The organism is Streptomyces sp. NPDC002795 (genome assembly GCF_042888725.1).
GTDB lineage: Bacteria > Actinomycetota > Actinomycetes > Streptomycetales > Streptomycetaceae > Streptomyces.
The window spans coordinates 419,533-440,212 of the sequence record NZ_JBIAQB010000006.1; the positions used below are offsets into that span (position 1 = coordinate 419,533).

General features: G+C 72.2%; 28 protein-coding genes and 1 tRNA gene. 15 read left to right on the forward strand and 14 right to left on the reverse strand.

Going from position 1 to position 20,680, the window contains the following annotated elements:
* The first annotated feature begins 60 nt into the window (after positions 1-60).
* From ACFYWS_RS20695 to ACFYWS_RS20760, 14 genes are all read left to right on the forward strand, one after another.
* Positions 61-519 (forward strand): hypothetical protein, encoded by a 459-nt coding sequence (locus ACFYWS_RS20695; protein ID WP_389278424.1) that lies wholly within the window; start codon positions 61-63, stop codon positions 517-519.
* Positions 520-555: 36 nt separating this feature from the next.
* The gene (locus ACFYWS_RS20700; protein WP_389278427.1) at positions 556-1,227 is read left to right on the forward strand and encodes a hypothetical protein; all 672 of its coding nucleotides are present in this window, start codon (positions 556-558) and stop codon (positions 1,225-1,227) included.
* A 60-nt stretch (positions 1,228-1,287) separates the two neighbouring features.
* Complete coding sequence (locus ACFYWS_RS20705) at positions 1,288-1,569, forward strand: hypothetical protein (protein WP_389278430.1); 282 nt, start codon at positions 1,288-1,290, stop codon at positions 1,567-1,569.
* An 87-nt stretch (positions 1,570-1,656) separates the two neighbouring features.
* Entirely contained in the window at positions 1,657-1,953 is a 297-nt protein-coding gene (locus ACFYWS_RS20710; protein ID WP_389278433.1) for a hypothetical protein, read from the forward strand.
* Positions 1,954-2,009: 56 nt separating this feature from the next.
* Positions 2,010-2,408: a hypothetical protein gene (locus ACFYWS_RS20715; protein ID WP_389278436.1), complete on the forward strand. Its 399-nt coding sequence runs from the start codon at positions 2,010-2,012 to the stop codon at positions 2,406-2,408.
* A gap of 80 nt (positions 2,409-2,488) precedes the next feature.
* Positions 2,489-3,580 (forward strand): PP2C family protein-serine/threonine phosphatase, encoded by a 1,092-nt coding sequence (locus ACFYWS_RS20720; RefSeq protein ID WP_389278439.1) that lies wholly within the window; start codon positions 2,489-2,491, stop codon positions 3,578-3,580.
* A gap of 125 nt (positions 3,581-3,705) precedes the next feature.
* Complete coding sequence (locus ACFYWS_RS20725) at positions 3,706-3,996, forward strand: hypothetical protein (protein ID WP_389278442.1); 291 nt, start codon at positions 3,706-3,708, stop codon at positions 3,994-3,996.
* Positions 3,997-4,081: 85 nt separating this feature from the next.
* The gene (locus ACFYWS_RS20730; protein ID WP_389278444.1) at positions 4,082-4,594 is read left to right on the forward strand and encodes a hypothetical protein; all 513 of its coding nucleotides are present in this window, start codon (positions 4,082-4,084) and stop codon (positions 4,592-4,594) included.
* Between the two features lie 72 nt (positions 4,595-4,666).
* Entirely contained in the window at positions 4,667-5,053 is a 387-nt protein-coding gene (locus tag ACFYWS_RS20735) for a hypothetical protein (protein ID WP_389278447.1), read from the forward strand.
* 90 nt (positions 5,054-5,143) lie between these two features.
* Entirely contained in the window at positions 5,144-6,253 is a 1,110-nt protein-coding gene (locus ACFYWS_RS20740) for an N-6 DNA methylase (RefSeq protein ID WP_389278450.1), read from the forward strand.
* 297 nt (positions 6,254-6,550) lie between these two features.
* Entirely contained in the window at positions 6,551-7,339 is a 789-nt protein-coding gene (locus ACFYWS_RS20745; RefSeq protein WP_389278453.1) for a hypothetical protein, read from the forward strand.
* 60 nt (positions 7,340-7,399) lie between these two features.
* Positions 7,400-7,930 (forward strand): hypothetical protein, encoded by a 531-nt coding sequence (locus tag ACFYWS_RS20750; protein WP_389278456.1) that lies wholly within the window; start codon positions 7,400-7,402, stop codon positions 7,928-7,930.
* 59 nt (positions 7,931-7,989) lie between these two features.
* Positions 7,990-8,613: a hypothetical protein gene (locus tag ACFYWS_RS20755; protein ID WP_389278459.1), complete on the forward strand. Its 624-nt coding sequence runs from the start codon at positions 7,990-7,992 to the stop codon at positions 8,611-8,613.
* A gap of 284 nt (positions 8,614-8,897) precedes the next feature.
* Positions 8,898-8,977 (forward strand) — tRNA-Ser (locus tag ACFYWS_RS20760).
* A 56-nt stretch (positions 8,978-9,033) separates the two neighbouring features.
* Here ACFYWS_RS20760 and ACFYWS_RS20765 read toward each other — a convergent pair.
* From ACFYWS_RS20765 to ACFYWS_RS20775, 3 genes are all read right to left on the reverse strand, one after another.
* Positions 9,034-9,654 carry an isochorismatase family protein gene (locus ACFYWS_RS20765; protein WP_389278462.1) on the reverse strand — a complete coding sequence of 207 codons (621 nt, stop codon included), beginning with the start codon at positions 9,652-9,654 and terminating at the stop codon, positions 9,034-9,036.
* Between the two features lie 28 nt (positions 9,655-9,682).
* Entirely contained in the window at positions 9,683-10,135 is a 453-nt protein-coding gene (locus ACFYWS_RS20770; protein ID WP_389278465.1) for a VOC family protein, read from the reverse strand.
* Between the two features lie 70 nt (positions 10,136-10,205).
* Complete coding sequence (locus ACFYWS_RS20775) at positions 10,206-11,177, reverse strand: amidohydrolase family protein (protein ID WP_389278468.1); 972 nt, start codon at positions 11,175-11,177, stop codon at positions 10,206-10,208.
* A 59-nt stretch (positions 11,178-11,236) separates the two neighbouring features.
* Between ACFYWS_RS20775 and ACFYWS_RS20780 the strand changes: the two genes are divergently transcribed.
* The gene (locus ACFYWS_RS20780) at positions 11,237-11,734 is read left to right on the forward strand and encodes a MarR family winged helix-turn-helix transcriptional regulator (protein WP_389278471.1); all 498 of its coding nucleotides are present in this window, start codon (positions 11,237-11,239) and stop codon (positions 11,732-11,734) included.
* Here the strand turns inward: ACFYWS_RS20780 and ACFYWS_RS20785 are convergent.
* From ACFYWS_RS20785 to ACFYWS_RS20835, 11 genes are all read right to left on the reverse strand, one after another.
* On the reverse strand, positions 11,712-12,587 hold the full coding sequence (locus ACFYWS_RS20785; protein ID WP_389278473.1) for an urease accessory protein UreD: 876 nt from the start codon (positions 12,585-12,587) through the stop codon (positions 11,712-11,714). The two genes, ACFYWS_RS20780 and ACFYWS_RS20785, sit on opposite strands and share 23 nt — an antisense overlap.
* Positions 12,587-13,288 (reverse strand): urease accessory protein UreG, encoded by a 702-nt coding sequence (ureG, locus tag ACFYWS_RS20790; protein ID WP_389278476.1) that lies wholly within the window; start codon positions 13,286-13,288, stop codon positions 12,587-12,589. The genes ACFYWS_RS20785 and ureG overlap by 1 nt, the downstream gene beginning before the upstream one ends.
* Positions 13,278-13,976, reverse strand: coding sequence for an urease accessory protein UreF (locus tag ACFYWS_RS20795; protein WP_389278479.1), 699 nt, complete (start codon positions 13,974-13,976; stop codon positions 13,278-13,280). Before ACFYWS_RS20795 ends, ureG begins: the two co-directional genes overlap by 11 nt.
* On the reverse strand, positions 13,976-15,688 hold the full coding sequence (locus ACFYWS_RS20800; RefSeq protein WP_389278481.1) for an urease subunit alpha: 1,713 nt from the start codon (positions 15,686-15,688) through the stop codon (positions 13,976-13,978). Before ACFYWS_RS20800 ends, ACFYWS_RS20795 begins: the two co-directional genes overlap by 1 nt.
* Positions 15,681-15,992, reverse strand: a complete 312-nt coding sequence (locus tag ACFYWS_RS20805) for an urease subunit beta (RefSeq protein WP_389278853.1) — start codon at positions 15,990-15,992, stop codon at positions 15,681-15,683. The genes ACFYWS_RS20800 and ACFYWS_RS20805 overlap by 8 nt, the downstream gene beginning before the upstream one ends.
* A 173-nt stretch (positions 15,993-16,165) precedes the next feature.
* Positions 16,166-16,468: an urease subunit gamma gene (locus ACFYWS_RS20810; RefSeq protein WP_389278484.1), complete on the reverse strand. Its 303-nt coding sequence runs from the start codon at positions 16,466-16,468 to the stop codon at positions 16,166-16,168.
* 137 nt (positions 16,469-16,605) lie between these two features.
* Positions 16,606-17,643, reverse strand: coding sequence for a rod shape-determining protein (locus ACFYWS_RS20815; RefSeq protein ID WP_389278487.1), 1,038 nt, complete (start codon positions 17,641-17,643; stop codon positions 16,606-16,608).
* 477 nt (positions 17,644-18,120) lie between these two features.
* Positions 18,121-18,702, reverse strand: coding sequence for a hypothetical protein (locus tag ACFYWS_RS20820; RefSeq protein ID WP_389278490.1), 582 nt, complete (start codon positions 18,700-18,702; stop codon positions 18,121-18,123).
* Positions 18,683-19,522, reverse strand: coding sequence for an FkbM family methyltransferase (locus ACFYWS_RS20825; protein WP_389278493.1), 840 nt, complete (start codon positions 19,520-19,522; stop codon positions 18,683-18,685). Before ACFYWS_RS20825 ends, ACFYWS_RS20820 begins: the two co-directional genes overlap by 20 nt.
* Positions 19,519-19,761 carry a Trm112 family protein gene (locus tag ACFYWS_RS20830; RefSeq protein WP_389278496.1) on the reverse strand — a complete coding sequence of 81 codons (243 nt, stop codon included), beginning with the start codon at positions 19,759-19,761 and terminating at the stop codon, positions 19,519-19,521. The genes ACFYWS_RS20825 and ACFYWS_RS20830 overlap by 4 nt, the downstream gene beginning before the upstream one ends.
* On the reverse strand, positions 19,751-20,674 hold the full coding sequence (locus ACFYWS_RS20835) for a DMT family transporter (protein ID WP_389278499.1): 924 nt from the start codon (positions 20,672-20,674) through the stop codon (positions 19,751-19,753). Before ACFYWS_RS20835 ends, ACFYWS_RS20830 begins: the two co-directional genes overlap by 11 nt.
* Positions 20,675-20,680: the final 6 nt, after the last annotated feature.

The following is a 20,680-nucleotide window of genomic DNA, read 5'->3' on the forward strand; positions in this document are numbered from 1 at the left end:
CCGCACCCACCGGGGCGCGGCCGCCCGCACCGCTTCGACACCGAGACGAGGAACCTTCCGATGGACCACTCCCAGCGCGCCGCGGCCACCATGCAGGTGCTGCGGCACACCGTCGACCGTGACGCGGACGCCGCCATGGACCTGATGGCAGAGATCTTCGCGTTCAGCGACCACACGCAGATGTACGGGGTGTGCGTCGGCCTGGCCGAGGCCGCCCACACCGCGCTCAAGAACGTGTACGGGCAGCCGGGCCCCGAGACGGTGTGGGCGCTGGCCGCGCCGGACCCGGGCAGCGGCCCGCAGCACCCCGCGCACGTGTTCTCGCTACGGTTCCTGGCCGCCTACGCCAACGGCGACACGGCCATGTGTCGCGCCCTGTTCGGTACGACGCTGTCCGCCGCACCGCACGACTTCCAGCACTCGGTCATCGCGCTGCTGGGAGACGCCGCCCGCCTCGTGCGCTGGTCGCTGGAGGAGAGGGCCGCCGGGCAGGACGAGCCCGCCCCGCACCCCCACTGACCCGCCCGCACCACCGAACCCCTGGAGGCCGCAGCCGTGACGTCGGCACCTCAACTCGCCCCCGTCTCACCGATGTTCGAGCCCGGCGGACCGCCGCCGCTCGTCATCGGCATCGACCCGTCGCTGACCTGCACGGGCATCGCAGGCGACGGCTGGGCCGACGCGCTGCGCTGCAAGGGGCGCGGCCACCACCGGCTGCGCTGGCTGCGCAGCGAGGTCCGCCAGCGCACCCGCATGGCCGACCTGGTCGTCATCGAGGGCGCCGCGTACGGGCGCGGCGCCCAGGCCGGCCACCACGAACTGGCCGGACTGTGGTGGCAGATCACGCAGGACCTGTGGGAGCGGCGGATCCCGTACGCGGTCGCCAACCCGCACGCGCGCACCATCTACGCGACCGGGCACGCCTACCCGGCCAAGGACGCGCCGAAGGAGAAGCGGGCGCGCATCGCCAAGGGCATGGTGCGCGACGCGGTCGCCGAGCGGTACGGCATCGAGTGCGAGGGGCCGGGCCGCTACGACAAGGCGGACGCGTTCATCCTCGCGGCGATGGGCCTGCACTGGGCGGGATGGCCGCTGACGGTCGTGCCGGACAGCCACCGCCGTGCGCTGGGCGCAGTCGCCTGGCCCGACCTCCCCGGCACCCCGATACCCGCTCTGACCTGGGAAAACTTCGAGAAGAATCTTGCCCCCATCCCTTTGTGCAACTAGAATAAGAACATAAGGGAGGGGGGAGTGGCCCCCCTCCATCCCGACCTCTTGGGGTACGACATGGCCTGGCTTCCTCTCATGGGGCACTTCCAGAGTGAACTGGACGAACACCTCTTTAACGTGGCGCGCGTCGGCGACGTCCGCTACGCCCGCGCCGACGAGAACGACCGGCGCGTGCTGCGCGTCTCGGCGGAGCTCGCCCACCACCAGGTGCGTGTCACACTCGCTGTCGTTCACGACGAGCGCGGCCTCGTCGACTCCGTCACCTGCGCCCACTCCAGCCACGGCGCGATGACCGAGCCGTTCTGCCAGCTCCAGGCCTATCGCGACTTCTGGTTCTGACCCGCACATCCGCCGCCCGCCCCACGCCGGGGCGGGCGGCGGATGTGCCACAACGTTCGACCACTTCCCGACCTCTTGGAGAACGTCATGGGAACGACCCCGAACGGCGACCTGGCCGCCGTCATCAGTGAACACTTCGACCTCGACGCCGAGTCGGCGTCCAGCGCCGCCGCCACCGTCGCCTCCGCCCTCCACCAGGCCTGGCGCCAGACCGGCTACGGCGACCCGTACGCCAGCTGGATGGCCAAGCTGCCCGAGCCGATGCTCGCCTGCCTGCTCGCGATGGCCGCCCGCGCCGAGCTCGACGAGTACAGCGTCCTGCACGAACTGCGCATCGCCCGCATCGCCTTCACCGAGATGGCCCTCGGACTGCGCACCGCCTGACTGCCTTCGGGGCCGCCCGGCCGGGCGGCCCCGCCAACTTGCTGGGGGAGAAACCCATGACCACCTTCCACGCCGTCCGCCTCGACGTCGACGGCACGCTCACCTGCCTCGACCTGCCCACCGACCGCGATGCCCGGCGCACCGCCCTGATGGAGCACGTCGACGGCTTGGCCGAGATCGCCCGCTACGCCGGCCCGACCGGGCTGCGCCTGGGCGTTGTCGTCAACGAGAACGGCATCGCGCTGGAGTTGACCCCGAACCTGTACGCCACCGCGCTGGTCAGCTCGGTACGCCGCGCTCTGCTGCCGTACCCGCTGTGCGGCCCGGTCGTCCTGACCGGCCTGTGCGGCGAGGGCGAGAGCGCGGGCGAGATCACCGCAGTGCCCCACGACATCCACAACGAGCTGCCCGGCTTCGTCGTCGCACTCGCCACCCGCTACAGCCTCGCGGGCTGAACGCCCGCACCGGGCGGCCAGGGACCCACACCCCGGCCGCCCGGCGCAGCCGACCGCACGACCTCTTGGAGACACCCGTGATGGACACCGCCAACGCCCTGTACGTGCTGCCCAACGGCACCCTGCGCCCCCTGGACATCGGCACCAGCGCCGACCGGCAGGCCGCGCACCTGGACGACCTGCTCACCGGCCCCGCGCAGGCGTGGCCGCTGGGCCTGCACCTGATCGCCCACACCGGCACCGCCGCTGCACCCCGCGCCGTCAACGAGCCCGCCCGCATCGCCTGGACCCGCCTGGCGGGCGGTGCCCCCGCCCCCGACCTGCGCGGCCCCGTCGTCATCACCGGCCCCGCCGACCTGGACGACGTGCTGCGCTCCCCGTCGCAGGACGCCGTCACCGAGGTGACCCGCATGGCCGGACTGCTCGCCCAGGCCACCATCCTGACCGGCCCTCAGGTCTCGGCCGTCCAGCTGCAGGGCACCCGTCAGGAGCAGTGCGACATGCACGCCGTCTCCCGCGACCGCGCCAGCGGCCGGTGGGCGTTCGCCCTCCTCGACGGCATCGGTGACAGCGACGACGTGCGCGTTCACGTCCGGCGCTGGGCGCCCGAACTGGCCCGCACCGCCGCCCGCATGGGCCGCCCCGGCAACGCCATCGCCGAGATACGCCACCTCATCAACACCGCGCCGCACCGCTGGGGCGGAATGCAGGCCGAGGCCGTTGCCGTCGTGGCCGTCTTCGAGCCGGGCGCGCCCACGCTGCAGGTGGCGTGGTCGGGGGACGCCCGCGCCTACGCGCTCTCCCCCCGCGGGCGGCTGACCCGGCTGACGCGCGATCACAGCGAGGCGCAGGACAAGCTGAACGTCGGCCTGGTCCCCGATGAGTGGGACCACCGCACCGTCCTGGCCAACCTGGAGTACGGGCGGGTGGGGCAGGTCGAGGTCGAGGCCCGGCAGGTGTCGCGGCTGCTGCTGTGCTCGGACGGCGTCCATCACCCGCTGGAGAGCCGCGCGCCCGGCCTGATCCGGGACCTGATGGCAGTCGCGACCACCGAGCGGGACGCGGCGGCCACGCTGGTGGCCGAGGCCGTGAGCGCGGCGATGGCCCGCGAGGGCGAGGCGGGCAACGCGACGGTGCTCGTGGCCGCGCTGCCGGGCGCCCGCACCCCCTGAAAATCTCCTGTCCAAAATATGAGATTCCCCCAGGGATCTGGACATACACCTCCAATGCACGTAGAATAAGAACAAGAGAGGGAGGGGGACGCCCACCCCCTCCCGGCCATCGGGAGGGACACACCATGCAGCAGCCGGCCACCATCCTGGACAACCTGTTCGCCCAGCTCACCGCCTACGGGCTCTCCGACCAGGAGATCCGCGCCACCGACAACCTCATCTCCGACGTCCTCCACGACGCTCACGAGGCCTCGAACACGGATCACGACTTCACCACCTGGCAGGAACTGCTCCCGGCCGCGCTCGGCCAGGTCCTCGTCGACCTGCTCGCGCCCGTCGCGGACCACCCGCACCGGGCCGCGGACATGGACTTCAGCGCGAACGTCCTCGTGGCTCTGCTCAAGCGCCTGAGCTGAACGCTCAGGCACCAGCGCCCCGCCCCCGCACCAGCCGGGGGCGGGGCGCCGTCCTTCCCCGACCGACGACCTCTTGGAGACACCCATGGACAACACCGAACCCAGACCCCTCGGCCACTACATCGTCGTCTTCCGCGACGAGCCGATCTCGATGCGCATCGTTGCCGTGGAGCCCGCCCCCACCGACTACGACGACGACGCGACCCTGCGCGCCGAGATGTGGGTCGCCGGCCTGGGCGTCTACGACGTCCGCGCCACCGGCGAGCGCCACGCCTGCAACCTCGCCCGCCTGATCCACGACGTCGAGCGCATCCGAGAAGTACGGGCCCGCGCCCGCCGCCCCCGCCGTACACCCCCCTGCACGCCGCTCCCCACCGGCGCCAACAGCGAGCGGGTGCGCACCCTCGTACGCGCCATGCTGCTTGCCGCCTGGCATCACCGGCCCCTCGGCTACGCGGCGCTGACGTTCGATCAGTACCTCCAGGTGCTGCGCCCCCGCACCATCACCGTCCTGACCGAACACGCTGCCCTCTGCGAGGCGGGCCGCCGCCAGCAGGCCGTCGCCCTGGTGGTCCACGCCCTCGACAACGCCGCCTGACCCCTGTCCGCACCCGGGGCCGGGGGACCCGCACCCGCCGGTGTACCGGCCCCCTCATCACCCGGAGCCAGCATGACCACCCGATCCCTCGTCGCCCGGCCCACCACCGACGCCGGGTTCGCCGGACGCTACGTCCACCGCGACGGCGACCCCGACACGCAACTGCAGGCCCTGCGCCACTACGTCACCCACCGCCACGCCGGCGACGTCGACGCCGCCCTCACCGTCCTGATCGACGACCACCCCTTCGGCTGGGTCAGCCTCCCCGACGCCGAAGACGACGGCCAGTGCTTCTGCCACGGCGACAGCACCCTCGACACCGGCACACACACCGAACGCGGCAGCGCCGGAGGCGACTTGGAGTACGCCTACGTCCTGCGCCCGGACGGCATCAGCGTCCTGGTCCCCGGCCCCGGTGACGCCTGGCGGCCGCTCCTGTTCGCCGCCTGGACCGACTGACCCCCTTTCAGCTCACGGCGCCCCGCCGCCCGGCCGCACCCGGCCAGGGCCGCGGGGCGCCCCCACACCCACACACCCGAGGAGCCCTCCGTGGAACAGCTCGACCTGTTCGGCGCCGCCGAAGAAGAGACCGTCCCCGCCACGTTCACCGCCCGGCCCGCCGCCCGCCCGCCCGCGCCGCCTGCCCGCCCTGCACCGGCTCCGGCACGGCCGGTACCCGCGCCGCTGCCGGACCCCGGCGGCCTGTTCGAGCAGCCCGGCCCCGCCCTGCCCGCCCAGCGCACCGCCGTACCCGCACACATCCGCTCGATCGCCGCCCTCGCCCGCAACCCCCGCGACGCCGGACAGAAGCTCGGCGAAGCCGTCGCCGACACCTGGCACGCCACCTCCCTCAGCGGCCACCACATCGACATCCCCGTCAGCATCGTCGCCGCGCTCGCCTTGTTCCCCATCAAGGGCCACACCGCCGACATCACCCGCATCATCACCACCTGCACCGACTGGGAACTCATCCAGGGCTTCCGCGAGGTCTACGCCCACACCTGGGCCCAACGCCCCGACCTGGCCGCCCGCATGGCACCCCTCATGCGATGGCTCACCGAGGACACCGACAAGGACACCGTCTACGCGGCGCGCCGCGTCACCGAGACCGCCATCCGCTACGGCGTACTGGAACTGACCGGCGACCCCGACCCGTGGCACCGCGCCGACACCGACCTCATGTCGTGGACCATCACCTCGCTGCGCTCGCACGGCGCCCGCCAGGGCCTGGGCGAGTATCACACCCCGCCCGAGGTCTGCGACTTCATGGCCGCCATGACCTGCGACGACCCGCAGCCGGGACAGTGGTTCCACGAACCGGCCGGAGGCACCGGAGGCATGTTCCGCTCCCTCGCCCAGCACCTGCGCCACATGGATCGGGACCCGGCCGACTTCGGATGGGCGCTCAACGAGCTCGACCCGATCGCCGCGGCGGGCGCCGCCGTCAACGCGATCGTGTGGGGGTTGGGCACCAGCGTCCTCATCTCGTGCGGTGACACCCTCGCGCACGCGGACTTGCCCGAGCGCACCGCGCGTGAGCGGGTCAAGCTCATCGAGGAGCGCGACGAGCTCGTGGGGCGCCTGACCGTGGCGAGCGCCTACATGGAGGCGATCGCACTCGCTGACCGGCTCATACGCGGAGACGAAAAGGCGGCCTGACCTGCACGAACGCGAAAAATTTGGTTGACCCCTGCCCTTTATGCGCGTAGAATAAGAACAGAAGGGGGGCCCTCCACAGGACAAGGCGACCACGGAACCGTCGTCGCCTACACGCCCGACATCAGCCACCTCGACATCGACTGGGACAGCGGCTCCACCCTCTCGATGCTCCTCAAAGACGGAGACAGCGTCCGCTCCATCTGACCCGTCCCCTCGCGCCGGCCCCGCCCAACCGGGCGGGGCCGACGCGTACCCGCACCCACCAACTCGACCGCACCACGACCTCTTGGAGTCACCGTGCAACTGACCAACAGCGCCCTGTACCAGTGCGCCCGCGGCGTCGCCGAACTGCTCAGAGCCCCCTGGCACACCGACGACACCCTCTCCGCCGTCGGCATCATCGAACTCGTCGGCCCGCACAAGCGCACCATCGGCATGACGATGATCCGCAACGGCAGGACCGTGCAGACCTGGGCCACCGGCGGCACCACCCCGACCCCCACCCCCGACGCCGAGATCCAGCCCCTGCCGAAGGGGCACCGCTGGCACCACGCCGTCAACATCGACAGCCTCGACTCGGACCAAGACCCCACCGCCGCCCTGTACTACGCCATCCACGGCAACCTCGTCCCGGCCTTCGACGCCAAGCCCCTCTTCGTCGGCCACCGCCCCTGGGAGCCCGACCCCGCAGACGACGCCGACCCCCTCGACGTCGAAGCCACCGTCCGCGCGGCCATCGACGAAGGCGTCGACCTGGACGACGAACCCGAGCCGGAGCCGGAGCCGGAGCCGGAGGCGCAGCCCGAGCCGGAGCCGGAGCCGGAGCCGGAGGCGCAGCCCGAGCCGGAGGTGCAGCCCGAGCCGGAGTCGGAGCCCGAGCCGGAGCCGGAGCCCGAGGTGGAGCCCGAGCCCACGACCGAGCCCGAGCCGCAGCCCGACGTAGAGCCCGCGACCGAGCCCGAGCCGCAGCCGAAGGCCAAGGCGCGCCCCGCAGCCAAGCGCACCGCACGGAAGCCGCGCGCCGCCGCCAGCGCCGACAAGGGCGCGTCCAAGTCCCGGCCCGCCCGCAAGCGCGCCACCACCTGAACCCACTAGGCCGCCCGCCCCGCCAGGGCGGGCGGCCCCACACAGAGAGAGGGACAACCCATGCCCAGGCTCGGAGGCCTCACCATCGACCAACTGCTCGACGAGGCAGACAAGGACACGGCGTACCTGGCCAACCGCCTCACCACGCAGGCACGAGACCGCGGCGTCGACCCCGACGACATCGAGGAGGTCATCACCCGCGCACTCACCACGAGCATCCGCAGCCACGTCCTCGTCGCCCGCAACCGCGCCGCCAAACTCCCCAGCAGCCCGGAACCCGCCCGGACCGCCACCGACACCTCCGCCCCGGAGCGCAGCGAACTCCAGGCATGCGATGCGCTCACCGCCGCACTCGTCGCGCTCGGCGTCAACGCCACAACCATCAACACGGGCGGCAACTGCTGGGCCTCCTCGATCCAGCTCACGGAGACCGCCCACCTGCTACTCAACGACTTCTCCGGCAGCTGGTCCTACACCCTCGACGACCGCGGCGACACCATCCTCACCGGCCACTGGGGACCGACCGAGGACCGCACCACCGCGGCCAACATCAAGGCCCTCATCACCGCCATGGGCACCATCACCGGCTGACCGCACCCGACCGAACAGCGGCCCGGCCCCCAGCCGGGCCGCCCCACCCTGGAGACCGCATGTCCGCAATCCCGCTCAACGGCATCCCCTTCGACCGCATCCCCATCGTCACGACCGGCACCAAGCAGGAGCTGTTCGACCTCCTCGCCTCCGGACAGCTCTCCGAAGGACTCGCCGGCGCCCAGCGCCCCAACATCACCCAACTCGCCGAGGCCCACCACACCTTCCACGGCCGCCTGTGGGTCATCGCGCGCCAAGCAGGCATCAAACGCAACACCCGACACCTCCTCACCACCCACCCCACACAGCCCTGGTGGTCGATCCCCATACGGCCCGGAGAGCGCGCCTACCAGTTCAACCCCGACAACGGCGAACCTGCCGACGGCAGCGGACGCCCCTACCCGCACCCCGTACTGCCGCCCGAGATCGCCGACATCGAAGCCGAACGCTGCGGCCCCTACCGCGACGCCTTCGGCCTGTGCAGCGGCTGCGGCCTACGCGGCCACATCCAGCGCCGCTGCAAAGCCGACGACCCTGACCGTGCACCCGAGTCCACGCGCAGACCGCGCGTGCAGCCGTGGAAGTGGGTGCCCTGCCCGCACGGCTGCGGCTACATCGACACTCCGGAGGTGCGACCGAGCAAGTTGTACGGTCTGTTCCCGCTGTTGAGCATCACCCGGTAGCCTTATGGGGAACGGTCGCTGAGCAGGCCGTACGTACGTTCAGGCTCTACCCCGTCAAGGGGTAGGGCCTTTTGTCGTTCGGTAAGACACTCCGACGCGCGAACGGGTTGATCTCGCAAACGGGGCTGATCAGGCTGGTGATTGCTCTACGTGATGGCCCTGTCTGCGGCGATAGGTGCCTCGCCGTTGCCCAGATGTTGCCCGGACCGTCAGGGAACGCACCGGACTGGTGCGGACTGGTGAGGATGAACCAGCATGCTGACCTGCACGATTAGGCATCCGTGGGGACGGGTGGAGACCTGTGCGGAATGAGTTGAGCGGACTCATAATCCGTCGGCCGTGGGTTCGAGTCCCACCCGCCCCACCGTCGGCCCCAGGAAGAATCGTTCTGGCCTGGGGGACGCGGGTATCGCGGGACCGTCAAGCGCGGATCTCGCCAAGGCGGGGGAAGTACCAGCGCAGGATGGAGCGGAGGTTGTCCGCTCCGGCGCGGCCCCAGTCCCGCTGCAGTTCCGCGGTGAGGGAGATGGCGGTGACGGGCTGTGCGCCGGCCTGGACCATGCGCTGCATCGCGTGGTCATGGGCGGCCGGGCTGACCCCGCCGATGGCATCGGCCACCGGGTAGATCTCGTAGCCCTCCCGGAGCATGTCCAGGGTGGGGAAGGCGACGCAGACCTCGGTCCACAGGCCGGTCATGATGACCTTTCTGCGGCCCGTCGCTTCCACCGCGAAACGGAAGTCCGGGTCTTCCCAGGAGTTCAGTGTCGTCCTGTCGATCTCTTCCGTATCCGGAAGAGCCTCGCGGAGTTCCTCGACGGTGCCGCTGTTGGCGCCGAGTCGTACGCCGACGGTCGAGAGCACGACCGGCAGCCGGTAGGCGGTGGCGGCACGGGCGACGGCCGTCACGTTGAGCATCAGTTCGGCGTGCCCGATGGAGGCGACGGTGCCGACCTGCTCCGGCTGGTAGTCGATCAGCACGAGCACGGCGTTGTCCGGTGTCAGCAGATGGTCGTCTTCGCGGACCGGTGTCTCACCCGCCATGGCGTCCTCCGTTTCGTCTGGGCCCGTTTCAGTTCTGTCCGGCGGGCGGGTCGGCCAGGATGCCGTCGAGCAGTCCCGTGGACTGGCCGACCTCGATGAGGTAGCCGTCCGGGTCGCGCATGTAGCAGCGGATCTCCGCCTTCCGGTCGATCGGCGGGGTGAGGAACTCGGCCCCCTTCGCGCTCCATTCGCGGCAGGCGCTCTCGATGTCGGCCACGCGGATGTTCAGGAAGCTTGTCGCCGTGTCGGGATCGGTCGGCGGGTGGAGGGTGACATCGGGCTTGTCCGGGGTCGGGCCGCCGCCCGGGTTCATGATCAGCCAGCTGTTCGCGAGTTTGACGATGCACGGATTCTCGTCGAGGACGACTTCGCCGCCGAGGACATCCGCGTAGAAGGCGCGCGAGCGTGGGACGTCCGCGACGGTGAGGAAGTGAGTGAGGAGCAGCCCCGACGCCGGGGCCGGAAGGTCTTCGCGGCGCATGGTGTGACGCCTCCAGACGCTTGTGGAGTGTCTTCCATGGTGGGCCACGGAGTCGATCCCCGAAAGCCGATCATGACCGGGCTGTGCGGTGGCGTCGGCGGGCGAGGCGGGGGAAGAGTGCTTCGGCGCTGCCGCGGTTGATCGCCTCGGCCTGGCCGGGGGCGAAGTCGGGGTAGGTCTCCAGGAAGTGGTTGTAGTAGCTGCCGGCGTTCTGCGGGGCGAAGGGCCAGTCGCTGCCGTAGAGGACGTGGCCGGGCTCGGCGAAGGCGAGCAGTGAGGGCAGCGCGCTGGGGCTGGCGGCCAGGGCGGTGTCGAAGTAGAACCGCTTGAGGTCGCGCAGGACGTCCTCGTCCGTACGGCCGGTGTCGATGACGGTCGAGGTCAGACCGGAGAACCGGTAGGCGGCGTACGGGAGGAAGCCGCCGCCGTGGGACAGCACGACCTTCACCTTCGGGTGCCGGCTCATGACGCCGTTGAGCACCATGTTCAGGGCGGTGCGGGTGGTGTCGAAGATGTAGTCGGCCAGCGGGGCCGGGGTGCCGGGAAGCAGCGTCATCGGGGGCTGTGCCGGGTGGATGAACACGACCGCCTCGCGCCGGTCCAGCTCGGCCCAGAGCGGCTCGAAGTCCGGGTCGCCGAGGTAGCGGCCCTGGGCGTTGGACATGAGCACCACACCGTCGGCGCCCAGGGTGTCCAGTGCGTACGCGGTCTCCTCCAGTGCGCCGTCCACGTCCGGCAGCGGGATGGAGGCGAAGGAGCCGAAGCGGTCCGGGTGGTCCTTGACCGTCTCGGCCCCGTACTCGTTGACGGCGCGGGCCAGGGCGCGGGCCCCCACCGTGTCGTCGTCGAGGCGGACACCGGGCGCGGTGACGGAGAGGACGCCGGTGGCGATGCCCTGCTCGTCCATCATCGTGATCGCGTCGGCCGCGCTCCAGGCCGGGATGGCCCAGCCGCCGGAGTCGAGGCCGCGGGTGTCCAGGGCCTTCGCCCAGACCGGCGGGACGATGTGCTGGTGGACGTCTATGCGTGCCGGGAAGCTCATTTTTAGCTGCCTTCCTAAATCTTAGCCTGCTAGTGAATTCATTTAGTAGGCTAACAGTCATGGATGGAGCCAACAAGCGAACCCCGAGCGACAGCGCCGAACTGGGCACACGCGCCACGGCGGACGACGAAGTGGAGGAGCTGGCGCAGGCCGCGGACGCGCTCTTCTACGCGATGCGCCGCGCCAGGTCGGTGGCAAGCCAGGCGAGCTCGGGCCTGACCCCCGCTCAACTGGCCCTCCTTGACCCGCTCGCGAAGGAGGGGGAGCTCCCGGTCGGGCGGCTGGCCGCCGCGGCCGAAGTCAGCGTCCCCACCGCGACCCGGATGCTCCAGCAGCTGGAGAACAAGGGCAGCGTGACCCGTCGGCGCTCGCCCACCGACGAGCGCCGGGTCCTGGTCGGTCTCACCGAGGACGGCGTCCACCAGGTCAGCGCCGTACGCGCGGGGCTGCGCGAGCGTCAGACCCGGATCCTCACCCGGATCCCGCCCGCCGAACGCGCCGACCTCACCCGCCATCTGCACCGGCTGGCCGACGTCATCGCGACCCTGGACGACTGAGCAGCACTTGGGCGGCGGGGGCGGTTTCCGTCGATGGGTCGTCGTTCTCGTCGTTCTCCAGCCCGGCAAGGCTCGCGTCCAGTGCGTGCCGGAGCGCGAGGGCGTCGTCGGCGAGGGCCGTGAGGAGCACCGCGGTGTCGGACAGGGGCAGGAGAGCGGCGTCCGTTCGCGCCTCGACGGGCGGGCGCGCGTACCGGCCGGTGCCCCACTCGGGATCGAGGACCAGTACGTTGCCCAGCGCCGGTCGGCCGCCGGTGACGGCGGAACCCTGCCAGCCGGGCGCGCCGGGGCCGACCGCGATCTCCTGGTCGTGCACGGGCCGCCCCTCCACGCAGACGCGCAGCCGCTGGCGCACCGTGCCGGGGGAGCGCGCCTCGCCGTACCGGCCGAGCAGCAGTTCCTCGCGCACGACGAGGCGGGCGCCCCGGCCCAGGTCGATGCGGGTGCTGACGCGGTGGTCGCAGCCGCGTGCCGCGATGACCGGCTCGGGGAGCCAGACCAGGGTGGCGCCGCGCCCCACCCGTACCGTCGTGTCCGCACGGGACATGTCGCCGTGCGGCCCCGGCAGCGCGACGGTCGCCGACACGTCCCGAAGGACGAGGGCCGCCCCGGGGCCGACGTCGACCCGCAGCCGCAGGTCGTCGCCGCCGAGCGGGCCGCCCGCGCCCGCCACCCGCGCCACCCGGGCCGTGCCAGGGCCGTCCAGGGCCCAACGCCGCAGCGGCTCCGCGCCGGTCGCGATGGACGGCCGCAGCAGTACGGGGCCGTCCGACCGCAGCCGTGACACCCGGCTGCGGGTCCGGCCGTCGGCGGCCGGTGCCAGGGCGACGGCGAGTTCGGCGCGGGCGCGCATCAGCGGACGCGCACCGCGAGGAGGTCCCGGATCCAGGCGGCGACCGTCGTGGCGCCAGGGTCCCCGGTCAGCGAGGTGAACAGCACCGGCAGCTCGCCGCGTTGGGCGCGGGCGTCGCGGTCCATCACCCCGAGGTCGGCCCGCACCTGCTCCGCGAGGTCGGTCTTGTTGATGACGAGCAGATCCGCGCGGGTCACTCCGGGGCCGCCCTTGCGCGGGACCTTGTCGCCGCCCGCGACATCGACGACGAAGATCTGCCGGTCGATGAGGCCGCTGCTGAAGGTGGCGGTGAGGTTGTCGCCGCCGCTCTCCACCAGGACGAGGTCCAGCGGGGGCAGGCTGCCCTCCAGGTCCTCGATGGCCTCCAGATTGGCCGAGATGTCGTCGCGGATCGCGGTGTGCGGGCAGCATCCGGTCTCGACCGCCCTGACCCGCTCCGCGGGCAGCACGCCGTGGCGCAGCAGGAAGTCGGCGTCCTCCGTCGTGTAGATGTCGTTGGTCACGACGGCCAGCTCGTACTCGCTGCTCAGCGCACGGCACAGGGCGGCGACGAGCGCGGTCTTGCCGGAGCCGACCGGGCCCCCGATCCCGATCCGCAGCGCCCCGCCGGACCGCTCCGGGGCGCCCGGCGTGTACGGCGTACCCGTGGTGTCCGGGGTGCCGTCCGTGTGGACAGCGACGCTTACGTGGTCATGAGGCAAAGAGACGCACCTCCCAGGTGGCATGGCGTTCGGTGGACACGTCCAGCAACGGCGCTCCCCAGGCGGGCAGTTCACCGGGCGGGACGTGTGTCTGTGCGGCCGCGTCCGCGGCCACCTCGTCGAGCTGTCCGCCGAGGCGGGCCAGCAGCGCGTACACGAGGAACGGGTCGAGGCCGAGCAGCCGGACGGCGGCGGTCGCGGGCCCCACGACCGCGTCGTGCGCCGCCGCCCGTGCGGCGGCCGCCGGTTCGAGCCCGGCGACCGAGGCGACGGCGCCGAGCGCGACCGGCTGATGGGGTCCTTTCGGCAGGGCCGCGGCGAGCTCCTCCAGCGTGCTGTGCGGCCACACCTTGCGTCCCGAGCGCAGGAGTTGACGGCCGAGCCGTCGTGACGCGAGGCGCAGGGCCGGGGACGGGGTGCGCGCCTCCAGCTCGTCGTCGAGCGTGCGCAGCGCCTCCATGCCCGCACCTGCCGCGCAGGCCGCGGCGGTGAAGGCGGCGGCGACGGTCCCGACGGTCGCCAACCGGCCGCGCAGGAAGGCCTCAAGACCGGCGATGTCCCGCACGCCCTCCAGGACGACGGCTGCCTCCAGGCCGCCGGAATGCGCGTGCGATCCGGCGGGGAAGCGTCCGTCGGTGAGCAGGAGCAGCGCGGAGAGCGAGCCGAGGGCGGGCGGCACGCCGGTCATCAGAAGAGGAAGTAGCGCTGCGTGAGCGGCAGCTCGTCGGCGGGTTCGTGCTCGATCAGGTCACCGTCGACGTGCACGGCGTACGTGTCGGGGTCGACCTCGATGCGGGGCAGTGCCGTGTTCTCCGGCAGGTCGGTCTTGCCGCGTCCTCGTACGTTCTCCACGGCCACCAGGGGGCGTGTGACCCGCGTGAGGCGTTCGCTCAGGCCCTCCTCGATCGCGATGGGCGAGACGAACGCGACGCTGGTCGACGCGGCCGACGGGCTCTTCGCGTTGAACCCGAGGCGGGGCAACACCGGATGCGGCGTCGGAACGGACGCGTTGGGGTCGCCGAGCGCGGCGACGGCCGCCATGCCGCCCTTGAACACGATGTTCGGCCGCACCCCGAACAGGGCGGGCTGCCACAGCACCAGGTCCGCCATCTTGCCCGGCTCGACCGAACCGACCTCGCGCTCCAGACCGTGCGCGACGGCCGGGCAGATCGTGTACTTCGCGATGTAGCGGCGGGCCCGGTGGTTGTCCGCCCGGCCGTCGCCGGGCAGGGCGCCGCGCAGCTCCTTCATGCGGTGCGCGGTCTGCCAGGTACGGGGTACGACCTCGGCGATCCGGCCCATCGCCTGCGCGTCCGAGGACATGATCGACAACGCGCCGATGTCCTGGAGCACGTCCTCCGCCGCGATGGTCCCGGCCCGCACGCGGCTCTCCGCGAACGCCAGGTCGTTGGGGACCTGCGGGTTGAGATGGTGGGCGACCATCACCATGTCGAGGTGTTCCGCGATGGTGTTCCGCGTGAACGGCCGCGTCGGGTTGGTGGAGGCGGGCAGGACGTACGGCTCCCCGGCGATACGGATGATGTCAGGCGCGTGACCACCGCCCGCGCCCTCGGTGTGGAACGCGTGGAACGTACGGCCCTTCACTGCGGCCAGCAGGTCCTCGACGAACCCGGCCTCGTTCAGGGTGTCGCTGTGGATGGCGACCTGTACGCCCGCCTCGTCCGCGACGCTCAGCGCCGAGTCGACCGCCGCCGGGGTCGCGCCCCAGTCCTCGTGGACCTTGAACCCGGCCGCTCCGCCCCGCAGTTGCTCCCACAGGGCCTCGCGGGAGACGGTGTTGCCGCGGGCCAGGAACAGGACGTTGACCGGCCACGGCTCGAAGGACTCCAGCATCCGCTCCAGCCACCACGCGCCGGGCGTCGCCAGGGTCGCGAGGGATCCCTGGGTCGGTCCCGTGCCGCCGCCGACGACGGTCGTCGTGCCCGCGGCCAGGGCCTCCTCGAACATGTCGGGGCCCACGAAGTGCACGTGCGTGTCGATGGTTCCGGCGGTCAGGATCATGCCGTTGCCCGCGGCGATCTCGGTCGAGGGGCCGATCACCAGATCGGGGTGGACCCCGTCCATGGTCTCCGGGTTGCCGGCCTTGCCCAGGGCGGTGATCCGGCCGTCCCTGATGCCCACGTCGGCCTTCACGACGCCCCAGTGGTCGAGGACCACGGCGCCGGTGATGACCAGGTCGGGGGTGCCCTCGGCGCGGGTCGCGCGGGACTGCCCCATCGACTCGCGGACCGACTTGCCGCCGCCGAAGACCGCCTCGTCGCCCCCGGCGCAGCGGTCCTCCTCGACCTCGATGAACAGATTGGTGTCCGCGAGCCGGATCCGGTCCCCGGTGGTCGGGCCGAACGCCGCCGCGTACTCGCCGCGCGGTACCTCAGTCATCCAGCGGCCCCCCGCACTCTCCGCGCAGACCGGCGACGATCCGCCGGCCCGCGATCGGTACCAACGCCACTTCCACGACCGCTCCCGGCTCGAACCGCGCCGAGCCGCCGGACAGTACGCCGAGCCGCCTGCCCCAGGCCGCCCGCCGGTCGAACTCCAGCGCCGGGTTCGCCTCGGCGAAGTGGTAGTGGGAGCCGACCTGTACCGGGCGGTCCCCGGTGTTGACGACCCGCAGGGTGAGGACGTCCAGGCCCTCGTTGATCACCACGGGGCCGTCGCCGTACAGGATCTCGCCCGGCACCAACGGCCGGTCCAGGTGCGGACGCGAGCCCGTGTAGTGCTCACGGGGCGCCTGCCGCTCGCCCGTTCCGGCACGCCGGGGTGGGCTCGGCGGGGCCGTGCCGCTGTGCGGGTGCTGGGGCCCGCCGCTCCCGGCCGCCGCACCGGGATCGTCGCTGGGGTGCTCGCCCCGGGTGGTCATGAGACCGGCCCCGTCACGGTGATCAGCTTCGTCCCGTCCGGGAAGGTCGCCTCCACCTGCAACTGGGCGAGCATCTCGGGCACCCCCTCCATGACGTCCTCGCGCCCGAGGACATCGCGCCCGGCCTCCATCAGGTCGGCCACGGTCCTGCCGTCGCGCGCGCCCTCCAGCAGGAATGACGTGATCAGGGCGGTGGCCTCGGGAAGGTTGAGCCGCAGACCGCGGTCCCTGCGTTCGGCCGCGAGCTTGGCGGCCGTATAGATCATCAGACGCTCACGCTCGTGCAAGGACAGCAGCATCGGACCACGCTCCGCTCCGGGGACGAATCGCCCTCACCGAAGCACGCCCCACCCGCCCCGCACCCCCGCCACGCCCTCCGCCCGGACGCAGCACCCCCGGGCGGGTCAGTGTCCGGGGAGTGCATCGCGGTGCCCGGTCAGTCGGCCAGTGGGTTCAGGGCCATCGGCTGGATCCGGCCCTCCAGCATCTCGCCGAGTCCCCGCACCGCGCACACGTCGGGGCGCTCGGCGATGTGTACCGGGACGCCCGTCGCGGACCGCAGCATCTGGTCGAGGCCGGGCAGCAGGGCGGAGCCGCCGACCATCATGATGCCGCGGTCCGTGAGGTCGGCGACCAGGTCGGGCGGGCAGTCGCGCAGCACCCTGCCGATGCCGTCGAGGACGGCGGTCAGCGGGGTGTGGATCGCGCTGCGGACGGCGGCGGTGTCCACGTGGACCGAGCGGGCCAGGCCCGTCGCGACGTCGCGGCCGTGGATCTCGGTCTGCTCCGGGCCCTGCGGGGTGAGGCCGTTGCCGCTCAGGGCGAGCTGCAAGGGGCGTACGGACTGGGACGGCAGCATCAGCGCGTGGTGCTGGCGCAGGTGCTGGACCACGGCGTGGTCGATGGCGTCGCCGCCGACGGGGATGCGGGCCGCCGTCACGATCGAGCCGAGCGAGAGGACCGCGATCTGGGTGGTGGCCGCGCCGCAGACGATGATCATCGTGGCCTCGGGCTGCTCCACCGGGAGGCCGCAGCCGACGGCCGCCGCGATCAGGGTGTCGACCAGTTCCACGCGGCGGGCCCCGAGGCCGACGAGGGTCTCGACGGCGGCGCGCTGGGCCAGCGGGTCCGCGTCGTGCGGCACGGCGGCCGCGGCGCGAAGGCGGGGCTTGCGGCGAAGGGTGCGGCGGAGCTTGTCGCCGAGCAGGTGGCGCAGCATCCGCTGGGCCATCTCGATGTCGACGACCGTGCCGCCGGAGACGGGGCGTACGACGCGGATGTAGTGCGGGGTGCGGCCCGTCATCTTCTCGGCGAACTCGCCGACCGCGATCAGCGCGCCGGTGCGGGTGTTGACCGCCGCCGCGCTCGGTTCATCGACGACGAGGCCGGCGCCCTTCACATACACGCGGGTGCGCGCGGCACCCAGATCGACGGCGAAGTGGCAGCGGCGCAACTGCTCCAGACTGGCGGTCATGGCGGATCCTCCCGAGAGCGCGGACCGGCTCGCCGGGCGGCGACCCTTCTGGCATCCTGCGCTCGCGCGGGGGAGGGCGCTCGCTGAAGTAGGCCGGCCGGGTCCGCACACACCGGGGCGCCGCCTCCCGTGGGACGTGGGAGACGGCGCCGCTTCGGTGTCCGACGGTGCTACACCAGCCAGCCGAGGAAGTGGGCGAGGCCGGCGACGATGTCGGTGATGACGTTCATGTGACGCGTTCTCCTAGCGATGATGCAATGTGCACCGATGATGCAAAGTGCATATGGGACTTGGGACTTGAGATGTGCATCGCGATGCGGTCGCTACGGTCTGCAGCCCGTTGCTTGCGCTCCGTAAGCATCGTTGTTCACCTGGGCCCCATGCAAACTCTTCGGCGACGACCACCTGTTCCAGGGAACAACTGCGCCCCTGTTCGTTTCTTGTGTTCGTATTCCGTATGGGCCTCGCGGGTGAATCTCAGGCCTCGTACCAGCGCTGAAGCAGTCCCCACGTGAACTCCGCCCGCACCTCGCGCGGCGTCCCCGCCTCGTCCGGGGCGCGGAACGCCAGGCCCCAGCGGGTGGGCGCCGAACCTTCGAGGGGGCGGGCGGGGGCGAAGGCGCGGGCCGCCTCGTCCACCGTGCAGGACCAGGGCGTCAGATCGGCGACGGTGCGCAGAGCCGGGCCCGGGGCGCCCGGGGTGCGGATCAGCCACTCGTTCCAGATCCCGCCCGTCGGTGCGAGCAGCACCTCGAAGCGCAGGTCGGGCCAGAGCGGCACCGGCCACAGCAGCGCCTCGCACTCCAGGGCGCCGACCTTGCGGATCAGGGTGCGCTCCGGGGCGCCGAGCACGGACCGGTAGCGGGAGACCGCCGCCCGCGGGTGGCGGGAGTGCAGCTTCGCCTGCCAGCGGCGGTTCGCCTCCCGCATGTCGGCGACGGAGACGCCGAGGTCGGCGCGGGCGCTCTCCACGAGCTCCGGGTTGTGGTCGGCCATGCGGCGCAGCAGGACCAGTTGGAAGTCCAGCGGGGTGAAGGGCTCAGTGGGGCGTCCGGGCATGCGCTCCATGGTGGCGTACGTCGCCGGGGGCCCGCCCGTCCGGCAGGAACAGCACCGAGTTCACGTACCGCGGGCGGTGTCCGGCCGGGGTGAGGGCCCGGCGCAGCAGGCCCTGCGAGGCGATGTGGGCGGTGCCGCGCTGATGGGCCGCCAGATCGTAGGAGGGCAGGGGCAGCCAGTCCGTGTCGGGGCTGGCGGACGGCAGCACCCAGCCCTCGTAGCCCCGGGCGCGCAGATGGTCCACGACCGGGGCGATCGGCTGGATGCGGGTCTCCAGCTCGATGAAGAGTGCTGGCCGGTCGTGGGCGAGCAGGGCGCGGGCGCCGCGCAGCACCGACAGCTCCGCCCCGTCGACGTCGACCTTGATGAAGTCGACGTCGTGCAGGGTGAGTTCGTCGAGCGTGACGCAGGGGACCGTGCGGCCGGTCGGTGCGTGCAGGTCGTCTCGGCGGACGAGCGACGACACCCCGCGTTCGCCGCGCTCGTCGTGCGGCGGCTGCCACAGCGGGGCCGTGCCGGGGCGGTCGCTGGCGGCGGCCCGGACGACCGTTACGTTCGCCGGCGCGGAGGCGGCGAGCACCCGGGCCAGGTGCGGGACCGGTTCCAGGGTGATCACGCGGCGGGCCGGGCCCGCGAGGCGGTGGGTCCACGGGCCGTACCAGCCGCCGACGTCGACCGCGGTGCCGCAGGTCCCCGCGGCGGGCAGCATGTCGGCGAGCCGGGTCAGCTCGGGCTCGAAGCGCGGGTACAGGGCGCGGGCCGTCGCCGCGGTCAGCCGGGCGGGCAGCCAGGGGGCGATCCGGGCGGCGAGCGTCGTCATGGGAGCGTCCGTTTCGCCTGCTCGGCCCGTTGCAGCAGCTGCTCGTGCTCGCCTTCCGGGACCTGTTCGCCGGACGACGGGAGGAGCTGCGGGATGCCGTCGACGATGGGGTAGCGACGGTGCAGCCGGGGGTTGTAGAGGCTGTCGCCGGCGTCCCCTTCCGGTGCGGGCAGCAGGAGCAGGGGGCCCTTGTCGAGGGGGCAGGCGAGGATCTTGAGCAGGGGGTCTTCAGGGTTCATGCGGGAGCAACTCCCTTGGTTCTCGGGCGGGTTCTTGTGGGGCGTCGTGTTTCGGCATCAGGAGGAGTACGGCGACCGCGAGGGCGGTGCCCGTCACGCGCAGCGCCAGGGGCACCGGCTCGTGGGGGAGCGACTCGCCGAACGCGAGCGTGCCGAGGACCGCCGTGAACAGGCAGGTCACCGTGGTGCACACCGGGACGATCAGCGAGGCGCGGCAGCGTTGGAGAGCCGCCTGCGACATGACGAGCCCGAACGCGCCCGTGCACAGCAGCAGGTACGGGTACGGCGAGGCGAACAGGGCCGGGACGTCCGGGAGCACGCCCGACACACCTTTGATGGCGAGCGAGCTGACCCCGTAGAGCAGGCCCACCGCGACCCCGTACTCGACGCCCGTGGTCGGGAGCCGGTGGCGGTGCCGCGCGCGGCGTTCCGCGGAGGCGTACAGGGACAGGCCCGCCGCCAGCGAGGGCACGCACACCAAGAGGATGAGGGGCGCGGGGGAGCTCTGCCCCACCGCGTCGGCGTTCTCCTCGTTCCCCTGGAGCGAGAGCACCACCATGAGCAGCGCCGCCAGGATCGCGGCGATGGCGTAGCGCTCGCGGCCCGAGGTGCGTTCGCCGAGGAGCCGGGCCGACAGGAGCAGGAGCAGGACCAGGCCCGAGACGAAGATCCCTTGCGCGGCGGCGATGGGAAGCGTTCTGTAGACGGCCAGTTGGGCGCCGAAGCCGGAGGCCAGGGCGATCGATCCGGCCAGCCACAGCGGGCTCGTCACCACCTGGCGCAGGAGGTGGGCGGGGCGGCGCACGCTCACTTCGGGCAGCCGGGTGAGGGCCCGCTTCTCCAGGACGAAGCCGACGCTGTAGAGCGTGTTGGCGAGCAGTGCCGCGCCGACTCCCCATGCCACGGCGGGCATCGCCTC

What these genes read in the sequence shown, in the direction of transcription:
- ACFYWS_RS20825 (WP_389278493.1), bottom strand. Translation starts at nt 19,522, where the DNA reads ATGACGACGCTCGCCGCCCGGATCGCCCCCTGGCTGCCCGCCCGGCTG.
- ACFYWS_RS20785 (WP_389278473.1), bottom strand. Translation starts at nt 12,587, where the DNA reads ATGCGCGCCCGCGCCGAACTCGCCGTCGCCCTGGCACCGGCCGCCGAC.
- ACFYWS_RS20705 (WP_389278430.1), top strand. Translation starts at nt 1,288, where the DNA reads ATGGCCTGGCTTCCTCTCATGGGGCACTTCCAGAGTGAACTGGACGAA.
- ACFYWS_RS20695 (WP_389278424.1), top strand. Translation starts at nt 61, where the DNA reads ATGGACCACTCCCAGCGCGCCGCGGCCACCATGCAGGTGCTGCGGCAC.
- ACFYWS_RS20735 (WP_389278447.1), top strand. Translation starts at nt 4,667, where the DNA reads ATGACCACCCGATCCCTCGTCGCCCGGCCCACCACCGACGCCGGGTTC.
- ACFYWS_RS20780 (WP_389278471.1), top strand. Translation starts at nt 11,237, where the DNA reads ATGGATGGAGCCAACAAGCGAACCCCGAGCGACAGCGCCGAACTGGGC.
- ACFYWS_RS20830 (WP_389278496.1), bottom strand. Translation starts at nt 19,761, where the DNA reads ATGAACCCTGAAGACCCCCTGCTCAAGATCCTCGCCTGCCCCCTCGAC.
- ACFYWS_RS20765 (WP_389278462.1), bottom strand. Translation starts at nt 9,654, where the DNA reads ATGGCGGGTGAGACACCGGTCCGCGAAGACGACCATCTGCTGACACCG.
- ACFYWS_RS20710 (WP_389278433.1), top strand. Translation starts at nt 1,657, where the DNA reads ATGGGAACGACCCCGAACGGCGACCTGGCCGCCGTCATCAGTGAACAC.
- ACFYWS_RS20795 (WP_389278479.1), bottom strand. Translation starts at nt 13,976, where the DNA reads ATGACCGGCGTGCCGCCCGCCCTCGGCTCGCTCTCCGCGCTGCTCCTG.
- ACFYWS_RS20810 (WP_389278484.1), bottom strand. Translation starts at nt 16,468, where the DNA reads ATGCTGCTGTCCTTGCACGAGCGTGAGCGTCTGATGATCTATACGGCC.
- ACFYWS_RS20800 (WP_389278481.1), bottom strand. Translation starts at nt 15,688, where the DNA reads ATGACTGAGGTACCGCGCGGCGAGTACGCGGCGGCGTTCGGCCCGACC.
- ACFYWS_RS20725 (WP_389278442.1), top strand. Translation starts at nt 3,706, where the DNA reads ATGCAGCAGCCGGCCACCATCCTGGACAACCTGTTCGCCCAGCTCACC.
- ACFYWS_RS20815 (WP_389278487.1), bottom strand. Translation starts at nt 17,643, where the DNA reads ATGACCGCCAGTCTGGAGCAGTTGCGCCGCTGCCACTTCGCCGTCGAT.
- ACFYWS_RS20835 (WP_389278499.1), bottom strand. Translation starts at nt 20,674, where the DNA reads ATGCCCGCCGTGGCATGGGGAGTCGGCGCGGCACTGCTCGCCAACACG.
- ACFYWS_RS20770 (WP_389278465.1), bottom strand. Translation starts at nt 10,135, where the DNA reads ATGCGCCGCGAAGACCTTCCGGCCCCGGCGTCGGGGCTGCTCCTCACT.
- ACFYWS_RS20715 (WP_389278436.1), top strand. Translation starts at nt 2,010, where the DNA reads ATGACCACCTTCCACGCCGTCCGCCTCGACGTCGACGGCACGCTCACC.
- ACFYWS_RS20730 (WP_389278444.1), top strand. Translation starts at nt 4,082, where the DNA reads ATGGACAACACCGAACCCAGACCCCTCGGCCACTACATCGTCGTCTTC.
- ACFYWS_RS20820 (WP_389278490.1), bottom strand. Translation starts at nt 18,702, where the DNA reads ATGCCCGGACGCCCCACTGAGCCCTTCACCCCGCTGGACTTCCAACTG.
- ACFYWS_RS20775 (WP_389278468.1), bottom strand. Translation starts at nt 11,177, where the DNA reads ATGAGCTTCCCGGCACGCATAGACGTCCACCAGCACATCGTCCCGCCG.
- ACFYWS_RS20750 (WP_389278456.1), top strand. Translation starts at nt 7,400, where the DNA reads ATGCCCAGGCTCGGAGGCCTCACCATCGACCAACTGCTCGACGAGGCA.
- ACFYWS_RS20720 (WP_389278439.1), top strand. Translation starts at nt 2,489, where the DNA reads ATGGACACCGCCAACGCCCTGTACGTGCTGCCCAACGGCACCCTGCGC.
- ACFYWS_RS20755 (WP_389278459.1), top strand. Translation starts at nt 7,990, where the DNA reads ATGTCCGCAATCCCGCTCAACGGCATCCCCTTCGACCGCATCCCCATC.